16 protein-coding genes, 1 tRNA gene and 2 pseudogenes are annotated in these 20,626 nt (G+C 58.8%); 10 read left to right on the forward strand and 9 right to left on the reverse strand.

Annotated elements, in window-relative coordinates:
- Nucleotides 1-54: 54 nt before the first annotated feature.
- Nucleotides 55-2,112, reverse strand: a complete 2,058-nt coding sequence (locus BUB69_RS27345) for a methyl-accepting chemotaxis protein (protein ID WP_073173154.1) — start codon at nucleotides 2,110-2,112, stop codon at nucleotides 55-57.
- A gap of 329 nt (nucleotides 2,113-2,441) precedes the next feature.
- Here BUB69_RS27345 and BUB69_RS27350 point away from each other — a divergent pair, with 329 nt between their 5' ends.
- A complete protein-coding gene (locus BUB69_RS27350; RefSeq protein ID WP_073173157.1) occupies nucleotides 2,442-3,572 on the forward strand; it encodes a J domain-containing protein in 1,131 nt (376 codons plus the stop codon).
- Nucleotides 3,573-3,689: 117 nt separating this feature from the next.
- A tRNA-Met gene (locus BUB69_RS27355) sits at nucleotides 3,690-3,766 on the forward strand.
- Between the two features lie 271 nt (nucleotides 3,767-4,037).
- Here the strand turns inward: BUB69_RS27355 and BUB69_RS27360 are convergent.
- Nucleotides 4,038-6,542, reverse strand: a complete 2,505-nt coding sequence (locus tag BUB69_RS27360) for a GAF domain-containing hybrid sensor histidine kinase/response regulator (protein WP_342744078.1) — start codon at nucleotides 6,540-6,542, stop codon at nucleotides 4,038-4,040.
- Between the two features lie 351 nt (nucleotides 6,543-6,893).
- Between BUB69_RS27360 and BUB69_RS27370 the strand changes: the two genes are divergently transcribed.
- Nucleotides 6,894-7,277: a GFA family protein gene (locus tag BUB69_RS27370; protein ID WP_073173160.1), complete on the forward strand. Its 384-nt coding sequence runs from the start codon at nucleotides 6,894-6,896 to the stop codon at nucleotides 7,275-7,277.
- Between the two features lie 120 nt (nucleotides 7,278-7,397).
- Here BUB69_RS27370 and BUB69_RS27375 read toward each other — a convergent pair whose 3' ends face one another.
- Complete coding sequence (locus BUB69_RS27375; RefSeq protein WP_073173163.1) at nucleotides 7,398-7,655, reverse strand: DUF1652 domain-containing protein; 258 nt, start codon at nucleotides 7,653-7,655, stop codon at nucleotides 7,398-7,400.
- A 284-nt stretch (nucleotides 7,656-7,939) separates the two neighbouring features.
- Between BUB69_RS27375 and BUB69_RS29785 the strand changes: the two are divergent.
- The 4 genes and pseudogenes from BUB69_RS29785 to BUB69_RS27390 form a co-directional block, all read left to right on the forward strand.
- Nucleotides 7,940-8,452, forward strand: a pseudogene (locus BUB69_RS29785) (MCP four helix bundle domain-containing protein); the annotation flags it as partial.
- Nucleotides 8,453-8,872: 420 nt separating this feature from the next.
- Nucleotides 8,873-9,586, forward strand: a complete 714-nt coding sequence (locus tag BUB69_RS29790) for a methyl-accepting chemotaxis protein (protein WP_425439413.1) — start codon at nucleotides 8,873-8,875, stop codon at nucleotides 9,584-9,586.
- A 165-nt stretch (nucleotides 9,587-9,751) separates the two neighbouring features.
- Entirely contained in the window at nucleotides 9,752-10,948 is a 1,197-nt protein-coding gene (locus BUB69_RS27385) for a GGDEF domain-containing protein (RefSeq protein WP_073173170.1), read from the forward strand.
- A 97-nt stretch (nucleotides 10,949-11,045) separates the two neighbouring features.
- The gene (locus BUB69_RS27390; protein ID WP_073173173.1) at nucleotides 11,046-11,474 is read left to right on the forward strand and encodes a GNAT family N-acetyltransferase; all 429 of its coding nucleotides are present in this window, start codon (nucleotides 11,046-11,048) and stop codon (nucleotides 11,472-11,474) included.
- Between the two features lie 58 nt (nucleotides 11,475-11,532).
- Here the strand turns inward: BUB69_RS27390 and BUB69_RS29795 are convergent, their stop codons facing one another.
- Together BUB69_RS29795 and BUB69_RS29800 are read right to left on the reverse strand one after the other, a co-directional pair.
- Entirely contained in the window at nucleotides 11,533-12,417 is an 885-nt protein-coding gene (locus BUB69_RS29795) for a methyl-accepting chemotaxis protein (protein ID WP_425439414.1), read from the reverse strand.
- A pseudogene (locus BUB69_RS29800) lies at nucleotides 12,391-13,227 on the reverse strand (MCP four helix bundle domain-containing protein); the annotation flags it as partial. The pseudogene BUB69_RS29800 and the gene BUB69_RS29795, both read right to left, overlap by 27 nt.
- Nucleotides 13,228-13,452: 225 nt before the next feature.
- Between BUB69_RS29800 and BUB69_RS27400 the strand changes: the two are divergent.
- Both BUB69_RS27400 and pcsA read left to right on the forward strand, forming a co-directional pair.
- A complete protein-coding gene (locus tag BUB69_RS27400) occupies nucleotides 13,453-15,462 on the forward strand; it encodes an alkaline phosphatase D family protein (RefSeq protein WP_073173180.1) in 2,010 nt (669 codons plus the stop codon).
- A gap of 87 nt (nucleotides 15,463-15,549) precedes the next feature.
- Nucleotides 15,550-16,269: a phosphatidylcholine synthase gene (gene pcsA, locus BUB69_RS27405; protein ID WP_004879872.1), complete on the forward strand. Its 720-nt coding sequence runs from the start codon at nucleotides 15,550-15,552 to the stop codon at nucleotides 16,267-16,269.
- A 50-nt stretch (nucleotides 16,270-16,319) separates the two neighbouring features.
- Here the strand turns inward: pcsA and BUB69_RS27410 are convergent, their stop codons facing one another.
- The 4 genes from BUB69_RS27410 to BUB69_RS27425 all read right to left on the reverse strand — a co-directional run bounded on the left by BUB69_RS27410 (nucleotide 16,320) and on the right by BUB69_RS27425 (nucleotide 19,777).
- Nucleotides 16,320-17,531, reverse strand: coding sequence for a sugar transporter (locus BUB69_RS27410; RefSeq protein WP_073173183.1), 1,212 nt, complete (start codon nucleotides 17,529-17,531; stop codon nucleotides 16,320-16,322).
- A gap of 370 nt (nucleotides 17,532-17,901) precedes the next feature.
- Entirely contained in the window at nucleotides 17,902-18,351 is a 450-nt protein-coding gene (locus tag BUB69_RS27415) for a thiol-disulfide oxidoreductase DCC family protein (RefSeq protein WP_073173186.1), read from the reverse strand.
- An 85-nt stretch (nucleotides 18,352-18,436) separates the two neighbouring features.
- Nucleotides 18,437-18,778: a zinc ribbon domain-containing protein YjdM gene (locus BUB69_RS27420; RefSeq protein WP_024686074.1), complete on the reverse strand. Its 342-nt coding sequence runs from the start codon at nucleotides 18,776-18,778 to the stop codon at nucleotides 18,437-18,439.
- Nucleotides 18,779-18,865: 87 nt separating this feature from the next.
- A complete protein-coding gene (locus BUB69_RS27425; RefSeq protein WP_084537215.1) occupies nucleotides 18,866-19,777 on the reverse strand; it encodes a DUF4431 domain-containing protein in 912 nt (303 codons plus the stop codon).
- A 184-nt stretch (nucleotides 19,778-19,961) separates the two neighbouring features.
- Between BUB69_RS27425 and BUB69_RS27430 the strand changes: the two genes are divergently transcribed.
- Nucleotides 19,962-20,621: an HD domain-containing protein gene (locus tag BUB69_RS27430; RefSeq protein ID WP_073173191.1), complete on the forward strand. Its 660-nt coding sequence runs from the start codon at nucleotides 19,962-19,964 to the stop codon at nucleotides 20,619-20,621.
- Nucleotides 20,622-20,626: the final 5 nt, after the last annotated feature.

Consider the following 20,626-nt stretch of genomic DNA (forward strand, 5'->3'; position numbering starts at 1 on the left):
AAAAGGCCGGACCGAGAATCCCGGACCGGCCTTGATGACGCGTGTGTGACGCTGTCAGCTCAGACGGAATCGCGCGGTGTTGTCGTTCAACGCCCGACTGCCCTGGCTCAGCGTATCTGCTGCGCGGTTGACCGCACGCGCCCCTTCGAGCAAGCGCCCGGCAGCCTGATCGACCTGCTGGATGTTGCTGCTGACTTCATCGGCCGTCGATGCCTGTTCTTCCACCGCGGTGGATATCTGCACCAGCGTGTCGGTAACGCCCTGCACCGCCGTGGCAATTTCGCCCAGCCGCTCACCGAGCCCGGTAACCGAGCGTGCATCATTGACCGCCTGACCACAGGCAGCTTCCATCAGATCAACGGCCTGCGTCACGGTAGCGCGCAGGCTGTCCACGGTGCCGGCAATCTGCGCCGTCGACGCCTGAGTGCGTTGTGAAAGGCTGCGCACCTCGTCGGCGACCACCGCAAAGCCGCGACCCTGCTCCCCTGCCCGTGCAGCCTCGATAGCGGCGTTGAGCGCCAACAGGTTGGTCTGCTCGGCAATGCCGCGAATGGCATCCACCACCGATTGAATCTGCTGGCCCTGTTCGCTGACACGGCCCAGTGCAGCGGCGGTTTCGGTCAGGCGCTGATTCAGTTGCTGAATACTGCCGGTGGTGCGCTGGCTGTCCTGGCTGCTCTGCTCGGCGATGGCACGGGTGTGCCGTGCGCTGGCCGAGGCCTGCTCACAACTTCTGGCAACACCCTGAGACGTCGCTGCAAGCTCCGTGGCTGCCGCCGCAATCTGACTGATTTGCTGCTGCTGATCCTCGACTTCGTTGAGCGTACCGCTGGACTGAGCATTGAGCGTCAGCACTGCATCACCCACCCGCACGGTTTCCTCATTCACACCCAGCAAGCTGGTGCGCAACTGCACGACCGCAACGTTCAGCGCGCGACTGATAGCGGCCAGTTCATCGCGCCCCTGCACAGGGACCTCAACACACAGGTTGCCGTCGCGCAGGGATTCGGCGAGTGTCGTGATACCGCTGGCACTCTGACGAATCGATGACTGCAGGCAGGCGAACAGGTACATCGCCAGCAGCATCAGTACCCCGAAGACCACTGCCAGCGGGATGAACTCCATGTTCGAGGAGTCATGGTAATAATCGAGCCGGTCATAAAGCGCGGTCAGCGACTGATTGCGGAAATCCGCCATGCTTTTGGTCATGTTGTCGATGCTGCGCTCAAACTCTTGCGGCTTGAGCTTGATGCTGCCACCGAAGACGCCGTCATCGAGCACCTTCAACTCAGCGTTCAGCACCTGCGTCATGGCCGCGTACTGCGTAGCCCACGCCTGCATTTGTGCCGGCAGCTTGGACATCAGCAGAGCGCCAGCCTTGTTCATCTGATCCTTCGCATCGTCGATACGACTGCGCAGGTCGCGCATCTGCAGACGGCTTTGCAGGCTGAATTGCCCCGAGGCGACCGAGGTCTGGCCAATACTGGACATGCGCCCGATACGCTCGATGAGGTCCGGCACCTGTTGGGTGGACAGCTGCATCAGCATGTAGGTTTCAAGCCAGGGGTCGAGGATCAGCCCGCTGTCCATGGCGATCTGCTCGCGCAAGGCCTGCACGTTACTCAGGGCGGTGGTGAAACGGTCGTACCCGTCCGGCCACCAGCCCACAGTGCGCAGCGAAGCGGTGTCCATGCCGGTAACGGACCCCTGAAGCGTCTTGTAGCGGTTCATGGTGTCGTCGGGGGCACTTTCCTTGATCAAGGCCGAGCTCAGGTTTTCAAGCGCCTTGGCAATGCGCGGATTGCCTGCATCGACATTGGCCATCGCCGCGCGGGCTTCCGGGGTCGGTTCCTTGAGGATGTCGGCAGCCTTCCAGCGCGCCGCATGATCACGTTGGGCGGACAGCTCGACGTTCAGCTCATCAAGCGCCATCAATTGCCGTACACCTGACTGCTCGCCGGAAATGACGGCCAGCTTGTTGCGATAATCAGTAGCGATCACCCAGCCGCTGCCCACCAGCGGCAGCATGAACAGCAGGAACAAGACCTGAAACTTGCGAGCAAAACCAAAATGCCCCATCAAGCGCATGCCCGGTGACAAAAGACTGTTCATGTCCTGCAACTCCCCGTGTACACCTGCAACAGCGCAGCAGGTGTTTTTTTATAAAACGCTAACGGCAAAATGCCATGTAATTGATTCAGTTGCGATACTCGTCGCCTCACATTGGTACGAAAAGTGAGGTCGCTATTCTTTTTTTGTGTTGAAAAGCACTGTAATTGACGTATCACACGTAATGAAGCAAGAACCGGACCGAACTGACAGCTCTGAGAATCTCTTTTGCCCATGAATAATTGATTTTGTATTGGCACTATGAAAAGTAAGCTTCGCTCCCGGACAACCGGTTCAACCCACTGAGATTTCTGACATAGGAGGCCTTACCCATGAACACGCCTTCAGCCTCGCCACGCATAGCCGTACAGCCGTCAAAACCCCAGTTGAGCAAAGAGCAGAAAAGATTCAACACGTTGATGGAAAAGCTCGAAACGAGGCGCGCGCTGCTGCAGCAGTGGCTTACCGCCTGGACGCCCTGTGAGCAAATCTGGGCCTGCGAGCTGATTCCACTGTTCAAAGAACAAGAGGAAAACGACGTCGAGCGGGTTCACCTGCTCGACCAGGCCAATGATCGATTCCGCCTGAACAAAAAGGATCGCACCACCCTGCAAGAAATCATCTGTGAATTGATCACAGGGCTCTTGAGTGCAGGGCATCAGGGTGAACTGAAAAGCCTCTACCTCAAATACACCGGCAACGACTACGACGAAGACGCGCGCCAGGCAGACGAGAGGTTCCGGGCGTCACTGGAAGAAACATTGGGTGTGGAGTTGGGGGACGACGTCGATCTGAGTTCCCTGGACGATCTGACAGACATCATCGGCGAACAAATCAGGGCACGGGACGAAGCGGCACAGGGTGACAGACAACCGAAGAAGCCGTCCGCCAGCGAGGTGCGTCGCGAGCAGGAACAGGTCGAAAGCAGTCAGTCGGTGCGCGAGATCTACCGCAAGCTGGCCAGCGCGCTGCACCCCGACCGCGAGCAGGATGCCGATGAGCGTGAGCGCAAGACATCACTGATGCAAAGGGTCAACGACGCCTACGCCAACAATGACCTGCTCGCGCTGCTTCAAATGCAGATGGAAATTGAGCAGATCGATCAGGAGCACGTCGACAGCCTCTCGGAAAAACGCCTCAAGCACTTCAACCTGATACTGCGCGATCAACTGACCGAGATTGAAGACGAGATCCATGACCGCAAGATGGCGATCAGGGAACGGTTCATCATGGAGCCCGATACCGACATCAGACCCAAAACGGTGGTTGCCAAGTGCAGGAAACGCGTTCAATTGGTGAATGAGCATGTCCAGGGCATGCGCGAAGAGCTGCAACTGCTCACCGATCCAGGAGAACTCAAGGACTGGCTCCGTTATCAACGCGACCTGATGATGGAGCTCGATGACTTCGACGAATTTATCGACATGAATGGACCCGATCCGTTTCGCGATCAGTTCCGCTAACCCCCTGAAAAAGCGGCCTCGAAAGCGGGTCACTGGCTAACCGGTTGATCACACGCAATTATTTTTCACATCGACGCTTGACACATATGCGTTCTGCGCGAATAATGCGCGCCACTTGGCTACATAGCTCAGTTGGTTAGAGCATAGCATTCATAATGCTGGGGTCCGGGGTTCAAGTCCCTGTGTAGCCACCAAGTACCGGTTTACAGACGTCTACAGCAGTCTCTAAACCACCTCAAGAAGCCCGCCTCGTGCGGGCTTTCTTGTTTCTGGCTGTAAGCCTTTTCTCTACCTCTACCTCCCCACCGTGTATCCCAGCGTCTATCTTTCGCAAGAAATTGAACGGAAGGGATACAAGCCGTTGGCGTCTACACGGACAGGCAGATTTTGCGCACGACTTCGCGCACTCAGGTTGGGGTACCAGGCCCTACTAAGCCCTACGCCCTACGCCCTACGCCCTACGCCCTACGCCTCTGGCGCAAGGTTCGCGTACTTGCCGTGAAGTGCGGCGAGGCTTGCTGCAAGTTCGCTTTTGCGAAACGGCTTGGTGAGCCGCGGAAGATCCGGGTCAAGGACCTCACGTTCGGCATACCCGGAGACCAGCAGGATCCCGGCTCCAGGCCTTGAGGAGCGGACCATCCGGGCCAGATCGGTTCCGTTGATGCCCGGCATGAGGTGATCCGTGATCAGCAGATCAAATACCCGCCCGTTGGCCATCAGTTGAATGGCTTCTTCGCCTGACCCGGCCTCGATCACGCGGTAACCCAGCTCGTCCAGCATGTAAGAGGTGCTTGCCCGTACCAGCTCCTCATCGTCGACCAACAGCACGATCCCGCGCGTCGATGGCGGCTCTGACACCTCGGCAATGCGCAGAGCCGATGTCGGCACCGTCATGCTGCGCGGCAACCACAACTCCACGTTCGTCCCGGAATCTGGCGAACTCTGAATCGTGAGAGCACCGTTCAACTGTGATGCCAGCCCGTGCACCATCGATAGACCCAGGCCAGTCCCTTTGCCGACACCCTTGGTGGAGAAGAATGGCTCCACCGCTCGGCTAAGCGTGGCAGCGTCCATGCCAGTGCCCGTGTCTGCGACAGTTAAACAGAGGTATTCGCCTTTCGGCAGCTTCGAACGATGCCCATCGCCGACCAGCGCCGTGCGGGCAGAAATACGCAAGGTGCCGCCCCCAGTCATCGCGTCACGTGCGTTCACTGAGAGGTTGAGAAGAGCCATCTCAAGCTGGTTTTGATCGGCAATGGCGGCGGGTAGATTCTCTGGAGCATCGACGACCACCTTTATCTTGGGCCCTGTCGTGCTGGCCACCAGATCGCCCATATCGCTGAGCAACCTCGCCACATCAACTGGAACCGTCTGCAACGGCTGACGGCGCGCGAAAGCAAGCAGTCTCTGTACTAGCGTCTTGGCACGCTCCGCCGATTGCATCGCGCCCGAGATGAGACGTTGCTCTCGTTCGCCACCCACGCCACGTCGCAGGAGCAGATCAAGCGTGCCAACGATGGGCGTGAGCAAGTTATTGAAGTCATGGGCGACGCCGCCGGTAAGCTGCCCCATCGCTTCCATCTTCTGGCTCTGGCGCAGCGTCTTCTGAACCTCCTCGCGCTCGGCGATGGCCTGGAGAATTCGGCCCTCAAGTGTGTCATTGAGCTCCCTCAGCTTCTCCTCGGCAGCCTTGCGCGCTGTGATTTCGATTGCCGTGCCGGTGACGCGCACACAGTTACCAGCCGCATCGAACACCCCGCGCCCCTTGGCCGCGATCCAGCGAACGATACCGTCCTCTCGGCCAATCGTGCGGTAGTCGACCTCATAGAGCGCGCGACGCTTTGGATCGGCGGCCGCCAGGAAGGCATGGATCGTCGCGTCACGATCCTCGGGATGCAAACCATCATAGAAGTCCTGCAGCGTGACCGTCACGTTAGCCGAGATGCCGAACATCGCTTTGGTTTGTGAAGGCCAGACCAGCGTGTTGTGAACCAGGTCCACGTCCCAGAAACCCACATCGGCGTGGTCAACGGCAAGTCGCAACCTCGACTCGCTGATACGGATCGCGGAATCCGTTCGTGCACGGTGAACGATCAGCCCGACCGTATGAGCTACGAAGTCGATGATCTCAGTGTCCGCCGGCAAAGGCTCACGCAGCTCACGGTGGTACAGGACGAAAGCACCCAGCAGCGCGCCCTGCGCCGAGCGGATAGGGATTGACCAGCAGACGAGCAGCTCATGTCCGGCGGCCAGGTCGCGGAACTCGCTCCAGCGTGGGTCGATCATGATGTCGGCCACTGCCGTTAATGCGGTCTGGTAGCCCAGGAACGGGGCGACAGCAATGGCTTTGACAGCGTCAGTGTAAGCGTCAGGCAGACTCGGGCCGGCGCAGTGCTCCACGTGTTCCCCGTCCTCATCCAGAAGCAAGATGCTCCCCACGAATCCTGATATTGACAGCGCTTCCACCTCACGGACGATTGCATCCAGAGTAGCGTTCAGGGTTATTACTTCTACAGCCAGCTCCAGGATCCGGTTCTGAGTGGCCGCTAATGCTGCCTCGTGATTGCGTGCCTGGGTCAGACGCGCATTCTCGATAGCGATCGTTGCCAGTCGCGCCAGACTTTCCAACCGTTTGATCGTATCGGGATCATGATCGCGAACGTCCGACCAGTAAGCGCCCAGCGCCGAGATCGGAACAGGTCTACCAATGGGCACCATCACGAGGCTTCGGACAAAAGTCGGCGTGTAAGCGTTCTGCGGGATACGTGGATCGAGCCAAACATCACGGATCGCAACCGTCTCACCGTGGCGAATCGCCCAACCAGAAATGCAGTGGTCGATCGGGAAGCTCTGACCTTGCCAAAGGGGAGACACTGCATCTTCGGCGACATAAGAACAGCGGCCTTTATTTTCGATGACAACCGCAATGCCCTCCGCGCCCACCGCAGCGCGCGCCGTGTCCCTCAACACAGCGACGACCTCGTCCACCGAGGCTGCACTGGTCAGCCTCTCACTGGCATTCAGCACATGAGACAGGCGATCGTCACCGATCAGATCCTTGGGAACATTAAGCAAACGGATCTCCCAACGGCCACAGAATACTGTTCAGCGGCATGGTTCAAATTGAAGGAGGGAAAGAGATGCTGAAGCGCTACTCTCTTTTCGCAATGGTCGAATTTCAGTCTCTCAGAAAATCGTGTATCAAGCATCACCATAGCGGTGGTCAAATCCGATGCACACAACGGGTCAACTCGAACTCAAATGGGTAGTCAGTGGCAATGAAAGCTGGGCACCCGGCATAAAATCGGCCACGGAATCGACATGCAAACCAACGCCAAAAATCGACTATTAGCAGGCTCTTGTCATTGCGGAAACGTACGGGTGTTCATTCCGCATTTGCCGGATCATGCGATCCAGTGTAATTGCTCGATATGCCTGAGACTCGGGGCGCTCTGGGCTCAGTACGAAGCCGGTGCAGTCACGTTCGAAGGGCACCCTGAAAAAACCTCATCGTACGTTTGGGGCGAGAAAACATTGAGGACAATCCGTTGCAACAATTGTGGATGTGTCACGCACTGGGAAGCCATCCTGCCTGAACCAGGTGTCGGGGTTGGCGTGAATATCAATAATTTCGATCGGGAACTGATCGGGATGACGCCCATACGTCATTTCGACGGTGCCGATAGCTGGACCTATCTAGACTAGGGCTGTCGCGTGTATCGGCAGGACGCTCACACTTATGACCCGTTCTACCGAGGCAACAAGGCCGTCGATGAGTGTTCGGAAGTAGACGGGTTCAGGAGAGTGCCGGACTTTTCCGCCCGCCTATCCCAGGCGCTTCATGGACAATTCCATCTGCCCCATGAGGTCTCTCTGCTCTTTCAATGAGAGCACCAGCCGTGCGATGGACCTGCTGGTCGAAAGCTCGGACAGTGGCATCCCCGTGACATAAAGCTGCAGGTCGCCTGATTCGGGGTTGAGAAGCTTGACGGAAAAGGTGTCGTTCGCCGCCATGACGCATTCGCACCGCGAAGGCGAAAAAGCTGTTTCAAGAATTCGTTGAAGATCGGGCTTTGAATACATCGTGCATCCTCCGCTGACTAAATCGCTTCATCCAGAGCTTTATCCAGAATAGACGACTACCACGCCAAATAGCCAGGCAGATGTTCGACGTTCGAAACCCTGGCGGGTAACTACAAGAGTTGCCTACCCAATCCTATTAAGAACAAGCTCATGATTGTTCTTATCTATCACTAAGGTTACATATTATTAATTAGGCCCGCTGTCACCTCTGACGTATGGTCTCGAATCTCAGGATGATGACGCAATGACATCATCGCTAGACCCCGGTACTCCGAGACCATCCCATGAAAAAACCAGTCCGCCTCGCTACCCGCATCGGTCTCGGCTTCGCCGCGATCGTATCGCTGCTTGTCCTGATCACGGCCGTGGGTATCCAGCGCGTCGGCGTGATGGACGCCACACTGCAGGACGTCAATGACAACGCAGCCAAGGTCCAGCGCTACGCCATCAACTTTCGGGGCAGCGTACACAATCGGGCCATCGCCATACGCGATGCCGTGCTGGTGAACAACGATCAGGACCTGGCCGTCCATCTGGCTGAGGTCACGAGCCTGGAAAAAGCCTACGCCGATTCGGCGCAACCCATGGACATGCTGATCAGTTCGTCCGGGGTGACACGTGAAGAGAAGGACCTGCTGCGCGCGATCAAGGACACGGAAGTGAAGACGCTGGCCTCGACCAAGGCTGTGATAGACCTGCGTCGCGCCGGTGACATTGCGGGAGCACAGGCCCTGCTGCTCAGTCGCACGTCAGGCGATTACAGCGAATGGTTGAAGCGCATCAACGCACTGATCGATTACGAAGAAGCCACCATCAAGGCTCAGCTCAATGAGGTGCAGACAACCGCTGGCCGGTTTTCCGGACTGATGCTGCTGGCCACCGGTGCGGCCTTGCTGCTGAGCATCGTGCTGGCGTTCTTTATCGTTCGCTTCGTGAAATCCACACTGGGCGCCGAACCTGTCGAAGTCGCCGAAGCGATCCGGCGGCTGGCCGCCGGCGACCTGCGGCAGACCATCGTCACACACTACCCCGATAGCGTGATGGGTGTGCTGAACACCACACTTGGCCGACTCGCCGACACCATCACTCAGGTGCGCCTGTCCGCGCACGAGGTCAATCAGTCCTCCAGCCAGCTTTCGGCGACCTCCGCACTCAACAATGACCACATCAGCCTTCAGACCCGCGAGGCCGAGCAGGTTGCGATTGCCATCAAGCAGATGGCGGCAACGGTGAGCGAGGTTTCCGACTATGCCTCCAGAGCAGCAACGGCCACCCGCGAGGCGGACAGTGAGGTCGAGAGCGGCAACCGCCTTGTGGCCGATACCACGCAAGCCATCGAAGCGTTGGCAACTGCGCTGGGACAGACCACGGTCACTGTCGAAGAGGTGTCCAGGCACAGCGAAAGCATCGAGACCGTCATTGAAGTCATCAACTCCATTGCATCACAAACCAATCTGCTGGCGTTGAACGCAGCCATCGAAGCGGCTCGTGCAGGCGAGTACGGGCGAGGGTTTGCCGTGGTGGCCGATGAGGTACGTTCGCTGGCCAACCGTACTCAGCAGTCGACCCAGGAAATTCGTGAAATGATCGGCAACCTGCAAAGCGGAACCGAGGCTGCGGCACAGACCATGCGCAATTGTTGCGACCTGGTCACCCGGACAGTCACACAGACCCGCAACGCCCAGAGTGCGCTGTCGAAAATCAGTCAGGAAGTGAGCGCCATCAATCAGATGAACGCCCAGATTGCCAGCGCCGCCGTCCAGCAAAGCGCCGTTGCCGAAGATGTTGCCAAAAACATCGGGCGCATTCACGACTCGACAGTCAGGTCGGCAACGGGATCGCTCCAGATCGCAGGCGCCAGCAAAGCGCTGGAATTGCTCGCCGACCACCTGACCCAAAAAGTAGCCATTTTCAACGTGGGTAACGGCTGAGCGACGGGCCCGGCATCTGCCCAACGTTTTCACCTGAACCAGCCAAAAAAACGGGCAGCGCCTAGCCGTAAAAATATCGGCAGTTGAAAAAGCATACGTCGTATGATGGCACTAAGACATCGTCTACGCTGTCGTAAAAGACTCGTTGTTATGACCCGGTGCCGCATGCTCACTCCCGCCCTCGACCGTCCAGGCCTTGAAGACTCGCAGACGCTTGCCGAAGTAGAGCGAACGATTGCCTCAGGGGTGAGCAGGTTGAGGTTCAGCCCGGCGCTCGAGCAACGGTATGAGGCGGATACGCAGCAACAGCGACGTCGCTTCATCACCGCTGTCGGCATCGTCGGTGCGGTGGTCTACAACCTTTACCTGATCAGCGACTGGCTGATGCTGCGTGACGTCTTCGTCTATGCGGCGGTAGGCAGGCTGTGCGTGGTCACCCCGATGTTTATCGTCATGCTGCTACTGATTCAGCGCATGAAGTCCAGACGGGCCATGGAGACGACTGCGGCGATCGGCACGGTACTGTCGTCACTGATGCCGCTGGTGGTCATGTTGTACAGCGACACCCCCTATAAACTCCATTACCAGTTAGGCATGCTGCTGGTCATGGTGTACTGCACGATGATCCAGCAACTGCCGTTTCGCTACGCCGCCGTTGCAATGCCGTGCATGCTCACCATCCTGCTCGTCATCACCCACCTCGCAGCCTTCCCTGATGCCATGACCTGGCAGGCCAATGCATTGCTCTTCTTCTGTACCGTGGCCCTGCTGTTGATGGCGTCCTACTTTCTCGAGCGAGGTGCCCGGCTGAGCTATCTGTTCGCGCTGCGCGGCCGGCTGCTGCACGTGCAACTGATGGAAGTTGCGCGCACCGATGCCCTGACCCGACTATTCAATCGCCGCTATCTGGACGAATTGGTGACCTCCATCTGGGAGCGAGCGCGTGAGACGCCAACGAAGGTCGCGTTCATCCTGCTGGACATTGACCATTTCAAATCCTACAACGACAACTACGGTCATCCTCAGGGCGACAGCTGCCTGAAGCTGATGAGCCAGGTGATTCAGCAGAATGCGCAGGAAAAGGGCGCCGTGGCGTTTCGCTACGGCGGCGAGGAGATTCTGATTCTGATGGTCAACACGGACGCGGCTCAGGCCAGGGATCTTGCCGATACCCTGAAAGCCGCACTGGCCAAGCTCAAACTGCCCCATCCGGCGCAAGGTGACGGCGCAGTGGTCACCATCAGCCTGGGCGTCGCTGCGGCAACCGCACCCGGCGCCACTGCCGATCAGTTGATCAACGCCGCTGATATCGCGCTTTACGCGGCCAAGCACGCGGGACGCAACTGCGTCCGCATGGCCTGACGCGACGCTGTCAGGCTCGTGTGCGGCGCCTGGACTTTACCCTGTTTGCATAGCGCTCTACTCTCCCGGGTTGCAATCCATGGCTGGGAGCCACCGTATGAGCGTGCACATCGAAGTCAAGACCGACCCCTGCGAAGACGATCGCCTGGCGATTCTGGAGCCTCTGAGGCGCTATAACGCCGAGCAGGCCGGAGATGGCCTGTCAGAAAAAATCGCGCTGCTGGTGCGTGATGACCAGACAGGAGACATCATCGGCGGCCTGCATGCACGGGTTCTTTATCGCTGGCTGTTCATCGAGCTACTGGTGGTGCCTGAGCAAACCCGAGGACAAGGCACGGGCAGCCGTCTGATGCAGATGGCCGAGGAACTGGCCATCGAAAAAGGTTGCGTCGGAGTCTGGCTGGACACGTTCGACTTTCAGGCACCGGACTTCTATCGACGCCACGGCTACACCGAATTCGGCCAGATAGACGATTACCCACCTGGCCACACGCGCTTCTTTTTTCAGAAGCGCCTGAGCCTCTGACCGAATGCGTCATTCGTAAACGCCGCGCTCTCCGGGAAGCGCGGCGCTCGCTCAACCATCAGACCTTGAATTTGCCCACAAGATTGTTGAATGAAATAGCCAGACGCGACAGTTCCTGACTCGACGCGCTGGTCTGGTTGGCGCCAGCGGCGGTTTGAGTGGAAAGGTCCTGAATGTTGATCAGGTTGCGATCCACTTCGCGAGCCACGTGGGACTGCTCTTCCGACGCCGTCGCAATCAACATGTTTCGGTCGTTGATTTCCGAGATGCTCTGGGCAATGCGTTCCAGCGATTGCCCCGTGGCTTGTGCCAGCGACTGCGTGTTGCTGGCCAGTGTGCGGCTGTTGCCCATGGCGCGAACCGCCTGGTCAGCGCTGCTCTGGACGCTGCCGATCATCGCCTCGATTTCGCCAGTGGATGCCTGGGTACGCGCGGCCAAGGCACGCACTTCATCAGCCACGACCGCAAAGCCCCGGCCTTGCTCGCCTGCACGGGCCGCTTCAATGGCTGCGTTGAGCGCCAGCAGGTTGGTCTGTTCGGCAATGCCGCGAATCACGTCCAGCACCTGCCCGATTTCGCGAACACGTCCTGCCAGCTCTTCCACCATCGCGGTGGAACTGCTGATCTCGCTGCTCACTGTATTGATGGCGTTCACCGCTTCACGCGCCTGGTCACGACCGTTGGCGGCCTCGGTACTGGTCAGCTTCGAGGCATCGGAGGTCGACATGGCGTTGCGTGCTACCTCTTCAACGGCGGCAGTCATTTCCGTGACGGCAGTGGCGGCCAACTGGATCTCGTCATTCTGACGCGTCAGACCACGACTGCTTTCCTCTGTCACCGCATTCAGCTCCTCGGCGGCCGATGCGAGCTGGTCAGCGGCGCTGGATATCTGCCCGATGGTGCCCTTGAGGCTGCTCTGCATATCCCCCAGCGCAGACAGCATCAGCCCGGCTTCATCGCGATGCGTGCTGACAATCGGCTGGGTCAGGTCGCCGCCAGCAATACGCTGCGCATTGACCAGCGCGGAGGCAATCGGGCGGCTGATCACGCGGCTGATGAACATCCCCAGCAGGAATGCTGCGAGAAACGCGACGCCGATGCCGATGTACAGGTTGAGCTTGGCGGCAGACTCGGTCTTGCCAGCAGCGACGGCGCCCTCAGCGGTCTGACGCGCGTTGGAGTCCACCATGATGTTGAGCTCGTTCATGATCTTGCGATAAAGGTCGCGCACTTCGCCGTCGACCAGGGACCTGGCCGTTCCGACGTCGCCGGACATTGCCACGCTGATGGCCCGATCAATTGATGCCTGGTAAGCAGCCCAGTCCTTGTCCATCAGATCGCCAGCAGCGCGCTCGTCATCCTCAAGCGGCGTGGCGCGGTAAGTGGCGTAGGCCTTTTCAGCCTGAGCACGGTTGTCACGCTGGCTGGCGATGATCTCGTCCTTGGCGCTCTGCGGCGCGTTGGCTGCTACTGCCGACAGCAGACGGTACACGTCACGGTTCTGGGCAATGGCGTTGGCCTTGGTCTCGCTGGTTTTGGCGACCGAGACCAGGTTGTTGGAAAACGCGAGTTTGAGGCTACTGGAAAGGTCACCGATGCCTTGGCTACCGATCAGGCCTACCACAAGGGTGATGAGTGCACAGATCGCAAACGAGGTGAAGAGTTTGGTGGACAGCTTGGCGTTGTAAAACCAGTTCATGACAGAACCCTTAGTCAAAACAGCTGGGTGAGACTCCATTTCAGACGCGTGCATGCATCGACGTGAAGCTCCATGTAAAAGGTCTATCGGCAACGCGCGAAACGACTACAGTGTGCGAACGACACTTTCCTGGATGACGTCGGACTTTTCTTACCGAAAGCCCTGCCTTTGCGAGACTTTGAAACATGCTGAGAGCAATGCGCTTTTGTGTAACAGGAACTTTCCAGCTGCGCTGCGTTACTATTTCCAGTCACTAATCAGCCAGAGCCTCAAACCAGGATGCACCCCTCGCCCGCAACACAGCCTGCTTCGTTACCTGTCGTTCTTGCCGGTCCCGTGCTGCGCCGCCAGGAAACCAATCGTCTGGTTTTATGGCTCGTGGGCTCACGCCCGCTGCCCCTGACGTTGCGCCTGCGGGCTGTCGAACAGACTGATACGGCGTTCGCGGACTACCCGCTTGATGACCCGCAATGCCAGGTCATTGCCATCGGCCAGCGTGCATTCATCCATTTGATTGATGTGCATCTGGACCGTGAGCTGCCCCGGGACTGCCTGATCGACTACGATCTGCGCATCGACGACGAGCAGACCGGCATTGCCGACTGGGCACCTCACCTGCTGTACAGCGGCGCGAGCTACCCCAACTTCGTGGTGCGCAGCACTATCGACCACATGCTCCACGGCTCGTGTCGCAAGCCTCATCACGGCTCGGCGGAAGGGTTGCTGTGCGTTGACCGCCTCTTGGCGGAGGCCACCGATCCATTGCAGCGCCCCGCGCTGCTGATGATGAGTGGCGATCAGGTTTACTCGGACGACGTTGCAGGCCCGATGCTGCGCGAGATTCATCTGCTGATCGACCGCCTGGGGTTGTTCGACGAGACGCTTGAAGGCGCCGTGGTCGACGACAGCCAAAGCCTGTATGACCACCCGGCCAGCTATTACCAGCGCGCCGACCTGCTGCCCGCCTTGAAAAGCAACGATACGCTGCGCGAGCGTTTCTTCGGCGGCACCAGCAAGCCGGTGTTCACCAGCGCGACCGCCGATAACCATCTGGTGACGCTGGCAGAGGTCATGGCCATGTACCTGTTGGTCTGGTCGCCGACCCCTTGGTCCCTTGTCAAACCGGACATGCCGGAACTCGACCCCGAAGAGCGCGAGCGCTATGCCAGGGAGCAGGTGGTCATCGACGACTTCCGTGACGGTCTGGGTGACGTCGCGCGCGCCATGGCTCACCTGCCGTGCATGATGATCTTCGATGACCACGACATCACGGACGACTGGAACCTGTCGGCGAACTGGGAGGAGACCGCTTATGGTCACCCCTTTTCGAAACGCATCATCGGCAACGCTCTGATCGCCTACCTGCTGTGTCAGGGCTGGGGCAACAACCCGGATGCGCTGAACGAACTCATCGGGCAAGCCCGTATGCTGAGCGGGGAAGCGCTCAGCGGCAACAATCAGTTGGGCAGCAAGACTCAGGACGCGCTGATTGATCAACTGCTGAAATTCCAGCAATGGCACTACGTGCTGCCGACCCACCCCGCGCTGGTGGTGCTGGACACGCGCACGCGTCGCTGGCGCAGTGAATCGAACTTCAATCACCCGTCCGGCCTGATGGACTGGGAAGCGCTGTGCGAATTGCAGCAGGAACTGATCGATCACAAATCAGCGATCATCGTTTCACCTGCGCCGATCTTCGGGGTCAAGCTGATCGAGGCCATCCAGCGCATTTTCAGCTGGTGCGGCTACCCGTTGCTGGTCGATGCGGAAAACTGGATGGCCCATCGCGGTGCCGCCCAGGTCATTCTGAACATCTTCCGGCACTCCAGAACGCCGGGCAATTACGTGATCCTGTCGGGCGATGTTCACTACTCGTTCGTCTATGAAATCCTGATTCGCCATCGCAGTGGCGGGCCCCGTATCTGGCAAATCACCAGCAGTGGAATCAAGAATGAATTCCCTCGACGTCTGCTGGACACTTTTGATCGGTTGAATCGGTGGTTATACTCACCGCGTTCGCCGCTGAACTGGTTCACCAAACGACGCCTGATGAAGGTGATCCCACGGACGCCAGAACACAGCAAAGCTGGCGAACGGCTGTGGAATTCGGCGGGTGTGGGTCAGGTTTTGTTCAACGACAAAGGCCAGCCAACGCTGATCAACCAGCTCAATGCCAATGGCGCGCCACCTACCCGCTTCGTCGAACCGGAAGAATACAGAGACGAGCGGTCAGGCTCGGATCGCCGTTTTCTGGAAAACGACAGGGAAACGAGCGATAGTCACCGCTGAACCTTATCGCCGGTTGCCGGGTCGATAGTTGCTACCGGTCAGGTTTACGGCAAACCCTGACAAGCATTATTTCCTGGAGAGCGCCCCGTGATAACCAATCAACGCATAGCCAGACTCAACGCCTGGGGCGCGCATGGCTTCACCGCCACTGGCGTGGTCCTTGCGTTCCTGGCGACGATTGCCTTGTTCAACAATGAACCCAAAGCCTGCCTGTTGTGGCTTGGCGCTGCCCTGATCGTGGATGGGGTGGACGGTTCGCTGGCCCGCAAAGTCAACACCACCTCGGTGCTGCCGCACTTCGACGGCTCGGTGCTGGACCTGGTCATTGACTACCTGACCTATGTGTTCATTCCCGCACTGTTCCTCTACCGATACATTCCGGTGCCTGATTACACGCTGCTGCTGAGCGTGTCGGTGATTCTGGTGTCGTCGCTGTTCTGCTTCTGCAACGTCGACATGAAGAGCAAGGACAATTACTTCCAGGGCTTCCCCGCTGCCTGGAACGTTGTCGTACTGTGCCTCTACATTCTCTCGCCAAGCCCGTGGATGACGTTCATCACCATCATCGCTCTGGCGCTGCTGACCCTGACCCGCATGAAGTTCCTGCACCCGTTCCGGGTACGTCGCTTCATGCCGATCAACATTGCGGTCACAGCGGTCTGGTTGCTGTCCAGCGCACTGCTGATCATCAACCATCCGCACAACGGCCCGGTCGTCATGGGGTTGTGGTTGGCGATGTCGGCGTATTTTCTGGGGATCTGTATCTGGAGAACGTCGCTGGAATGGCTGGGCCGTCTCAAGGCCTGACCTGACGAGTTCGCTGACCGGCCAGGCCGGTCAGCGAGTCAATGCCCTGATCAGAACTTGCGTTCGGCCTGAAGCTCGGCAGCATCTGCCGACTTGCCGAAGTGATACGTGGTAAAGCAGCACAGCGCCAACCCGCCCAGGGCCAGCAGGCCACCGACAATACCGACGTCCGATACGCCCAACTGACTGCTCACCACACTGCCGAGCAGCGCCCCGCCGCCGATCCCGATATTGAAAATCCCCGAGAACAGCGCCATTGCCACGTCCGTGGCATCCGGTGCCAGCGACAGCACGCGGGCCTGCAACAGCAAGCCGAAGCTCATAATCGCCATGCCCCACACCACGGTCAGCGTGCCCAGCGTCACAGCATCACCGGACAACGGCAGCAGCATCAGCAGACACAGCGCAATGGTGCCAATGGCTGTGATCAACAGGCCATTGGGAAAACGGTCACTGAACAGGCTGAACACGATCGACCCCATGACGCCCGCGCCACCGAAGACCAGCAGCAGGATGGTGGTGACTTCGCCGCTCAGGTGCGCAACGGTCTCCGTAAACGGCTCGATATAGCTGTAGGCCGTGAAGTGAGCGGTGACGACCAGCACCGTCAGCAGATAGACCGCCATCAGTTTCGGGCGCTTGAACAGCATCGGCAGGCTTCTCAGTGAGCCTGAGTTCTGGCTGGGCAGAAGTGGCAGTGAGCGGGTCAACAGCACCACGACCAAGGCGGCGACACCTGCGATTCCCATGAAAGTTGTGCGCCAGCCCAGCGCTTCGCCCAGCACCCGACCCAACGGAATGCCCAAGACCATGGCCAGCGACGTGCCGGTGGCCAGCAATCCCAGCGCCTGAACCTGCTTGCCGGGCGGTGCGATACGCACGGCCAGCGATGCCGTGACCGACCAGAACACCGCATGCGCAAACGCAATGCCGACCCGGCTGATCAACAGCACCGTAAAGCTGGTCGCCATTGCCGAAACAATGTGGCTGACCACGAACACACCAAACACCACGATCAGCAATTTGCGCCGCTCGATGTTGCGCGTCATCAGCATCATCGGCAGCGACATCAGCGAAACGACCCAGGCATAGATCGTCAGCATCAGGCCGACCTGCGCCGTGGTCATGTCAAAACTTTTGCCGATGTTGCTCAGCAAGCCGATCGGCACGAATTCGGTGGTATTGAAAATAAAGGCCGCGAGGGCCAGAGCGAGTACGCCAAGCCAGCTGCCGGCATGTGCATTCGGAGGTGTCGTCATCAAAAATATACAACGCTCGAAGTGGGTTGCGACCCGAAGGCCTACCGCCACACATGTGCATCACGTATGGCCTGTTTACAAAACCGGGGGTTGCCGCGTATCAAACCCGCGCCATCATCCGTAAGCCGCCTTTCACAGCGCTCGTATGCCGCAAGACCGCACGCCCCGGACACATGACGACATTCCCAACGAAAAAACCAACGCGAAAACGCCCCGCTCAATGATGAAGACCGAGCGCAGCGTGCGAAGTGGATTATTGTCGATATGGGAGGTGTAACTGAATGAGTGGAATTCTACGGCCCGATGCAGTGGATCACAACACATCCATGAAACACACGTGCGGCAAGTGACCGCCGGTCATGCAAGAGTCGCCTTATCCACGCTCTGACGAAGACGAGCCGAGAAAGCGCGTCTCATGATCGGGCGATGGCAGCAGGCACTGATCGTATCGGCCAAACAGGCGATACCGGTTCAACGCGATGCGGTTGTAGGCCCAGTCGCGCAGGAAACGCGGAAACACCCGCAGCACACTCAGCAGCGGCCACGGCGCAGGCAGTAAACGCATGATGTGCAGAAAGCCGTCGGAGCGCAGGTACACCCGACCGTTCTGGATCACCGCGATGGTGTGAAACTCATCCAGCGGCAGCCCCGCCCACCTCAGCAATGTCTGGCCCTCTTCGGACTGCACCGCCGCCAGTCGCAGTCGCCGCTCAGGGTCGTGGCGAATCAGAAACTTCACGACGCCGTTACACAGCTTGCAAACGCCGTCGAACAGCACGACGCACTCATCCGGCTTGAGATAGGGTGCGGGAGTTTTCGGCATGAGCGGACCCTGCTATAGAAAAGAAAAGGCCCCGCCGGTCACAGGACCGACGGGGCGTTCAGGCTAAAGCGTGCGATGCGTGGAATCAAACCTTGCGGACAAACTCGGACTTGAGCTTCATGGCACCGATGCCATCGATCTTGCAGTCGATGTCGTGATCGCCATCGACCAGACGAATGTTCTTCACCTTGGTGCCGACCTTGACCACCAGCGAAGAACCCTTGACCTTGAGGTCCTTGATCACAGTGATGGTATCGCCGTCCTGCAACACGTTTCCGGTGGAATCCTTGATGACTTTCACGTCGTCAGCGGCATCGCTGCTGCCACCGTCAGCGGACCACTCATGGGCGCATTCCGGGCAGATCAGCAAAGAGCCGTCTTCGTAGGTGTATTCGGAATTGCATTTCGGGCAGGACGGTAAGCTCACAGGGGTTCTCGCATGGGGTAAAAACCATGGATTATAAAGGGCTTTTACACTTTCAGGGGGCGAGGTCGCGTTTTAACGCCCCGCCCTTCACAGGTGCGGCCAGGTTTCACCCAGCAACGCCAGCATCGGCTGGTTGTTGCGATACTTTTCCTGCAATTGATGCCACATCAGTTCCAGCTCGTTGCACCCGGCGAAGGTCGGATCGTCGGTGCAGGTGGTGACAAAACCCAGATAGTCGGTCACATCCGGGGCGACCGCTTCCTGAGGCTGCGTGCAGGACGGGCACGCGTTGAGTACAACTTGTCCCTGATCCAGCCAGCCGGAGACCAGCGTGCCATCCTTTTCCATATGAGAGGCATACACCCAGCCATCGTCGGTCACGCTTGAAACCGTCAGCGAATCGCCTACGCCCACCGACGCCCTTTGTGCCGAACAGGCTCGGCCAGGGGCTTCGTGGAACCAGACCTTCTCGGTGCCGGTCACGATCCCTTGAAGGACCGGACGATAACCGCCGTTATCCTGGGCCGTGTTCTTTTCCAACAGGCCACAGTCCACCGGCGGGGCTGGCGTGCCTTCGACGAACGCCACCTGTTGCATCAGAACCGGGCTGTGGTGATGACCTGAGATTGCACTGAAAAACGTGCCGCTCAGTGTGACGATCTGATTCAGATAAGGCCGCAGCTCGTTGTAACCCTGCTGATTGAGCACCAGCTGAACCAGGCGCACGTTTTCGTCCAGCGCCAGCGCTTCCTCATTGTCGTTGCCCGTCACACACAGCGGTGATTCCAGCGCCAGGTAAAACCCCACCTCGGGCTCGTCACCGGTGGCAAGGTCTTCGAAACCGGGGGCGCCAGGGAAGACATGTCGCTCAAGCTTGCCGCGCAACGTCCAGGCGTCCGGCGCATAAGACACGCACTCTTCATCCGCCCAAGCGTAAGGCAGCGTCAACACACACAGAGCCCATCCGCAGATCATTGCCAACCGTAAGGTAAACGCCATGTTTGAACCTCCCCTGCAAAACGTCGGATCGACGCGGGCAGCAGGTTAGAACAAAGCAATGAGCCCGTCAGCTGTCGCATGGCAAATCGGACTGCGCGGTGCCGTATTGTTTCCGGCAGTGCGCTGTTATCCCGATCAGGTTTCTGCAATGCTTCGGTCAGCGCACACACATCGGGAGACGTAGATGATTGCCGACCGTTTCACCCCGTTCGAAGACCTGGCTCGCGTGCTGATCCCGCATACGCACACTGAGAAGGTCGACGGTTCACACGATATCGCGCACCTGCTCCGCGTCTGGAAGAATGTCTGTGCCATCCGCAACCATGAGGGCGGTGACGCGCGCCTGCTATTGGCGGCCACGTTGCTGCATGACTGTGTCGCCGTTGAAAAGAACTCGCCCTTTCGCGCCAGCGCATCGCGACTCGCGGCAGCCAGGGCAACCGACGTGTTGACTGAAATGGGCTGGGACGAACTCAGCATTGCCTCGGTCGCCCATGCCATTGAGGCCCACAGCTTTTCTGCGCAGATCACGCCGCTGACGCTTGAGGCCAGAATCCTGCAGGACGCCGACCGCCTCGATGCGCTGGGCATGGTCGGCGTAGCGCGGGTGTTTTACGTGTCCGGACGCATGGGTCGCCATCTGTACGACCCGGCAGATCCCCAAGCCACACAGCGCCCCTATGACGACCAGCAGTTTGCGGTCGATCACTTTCACACCAAACTGCTGCATCTGGCCGACGGATTTCAAACCGCTACGGGCGCCGCTCTGGCAACAGTCAGGCATGAGCGACTCAAGCGCTGCCTGGACGAATTGATGGAAGAAATAGGCGTTTCAGACGACTGACACCC

Origin of the sequence: Pseudomonas asturiensis (genome assembly GCF_900143095.1) — a bacterium.
In the GTDB taxonomy this organism is placed as follows: domain Bacteria; phylum Pseudomonadota; class Gammaproteobacteria; order Pseudomonadales; family Pseudomonadaceae; genus Aquipseudomonas; species Aquipseudomonas asturiensis.

Bases quoted from the DNA above. Each gene is read 5' to 3' on its own strand.
- BUB69_RS27345 (WP_073173154.1), bottom strand. From the start codon at position 2,112: ATGAACAGTCTTTTGTCACCGGGCATGCGCTTGATGGGGCATTTTGGT.
- BUB69_RS27350 (WP_073173157.1), top strand. From the start codon at position 2,442: ATGAACACGCCTTCAGCCTCGCCACGCATAGCCGTACAGCCGTCAAAA.
- BUB69_RS27370 (WP_073173160.1), top strand. From the start codon at position 6,894: ATGCAAACCAACGCCAAAAATCGACTATTAGCAGGCTCTTGTCATTGC.
- BUB69_RS27375 (WP_073173163.1), bottom strand. From the start codon at position 7,655: ATGTATTCAAAGCCCGATCTTCAACGAATTCTTGAAACAGCTTTTTCG.
- BUB69_RS29790 (WP_425439413.1), top strand. From the start codon at position 8,873: ATGGCGGCAACGGTGAGCGAGGTTTCCGACTATGCCTCCAGAGCAGCA.
- BUB69_RS27385 (WP_073173170.1), top strand. From the start codon at position 9,752: ATGCTCACTCCCGCCCTCGACCGTCCAGGCCTTGAAGACTCGCAGACG.
- BUB69_RS27390 (WP_073173173.1), top strand. From the start codon at position 11,046: ATGAGCGTGCACATCGAAGTCAAGACCGACCCCTGCGAAGACGATCGC.
- BUB69_RS29795 (WP_425439414.1), bottom strand. From the start codon at position 12,417: ATGCTGTCTGCGCTGGGGGATATGCAGAGCAGCCTCAAGGGCACCATC.
- BUB69_RS27400 (WP_073173180.1), top strand. From the start codon at position 13,453: ATGCACCCCTCGCCCGCAACACAGCCTGCTTCGTTACCTGTCGTTCTT.
- BUB69_RS27415 (WP_073173186.1), bottom strand. From the start codon at position 18,351: ATGCCGAAAACTCCCGCACCCTATCTCAAGCCGGATGAGTGCGTCGTG.
- BUB69_RS27425 (WP_084537215.1), bottom strand. From the start codon at position 19,777: ATGGCGTTTACCTTACGGTTGGCAATGATCTGCGGATGGGCTCTGTGT.
- BUB69_RS27430 (WP_073173191.1), top strand. From the start codon at position 19,962: ATGATTGCCGACCGTTTCACCCCGTTCGAAGACCTGGCTCGCGTGCTG.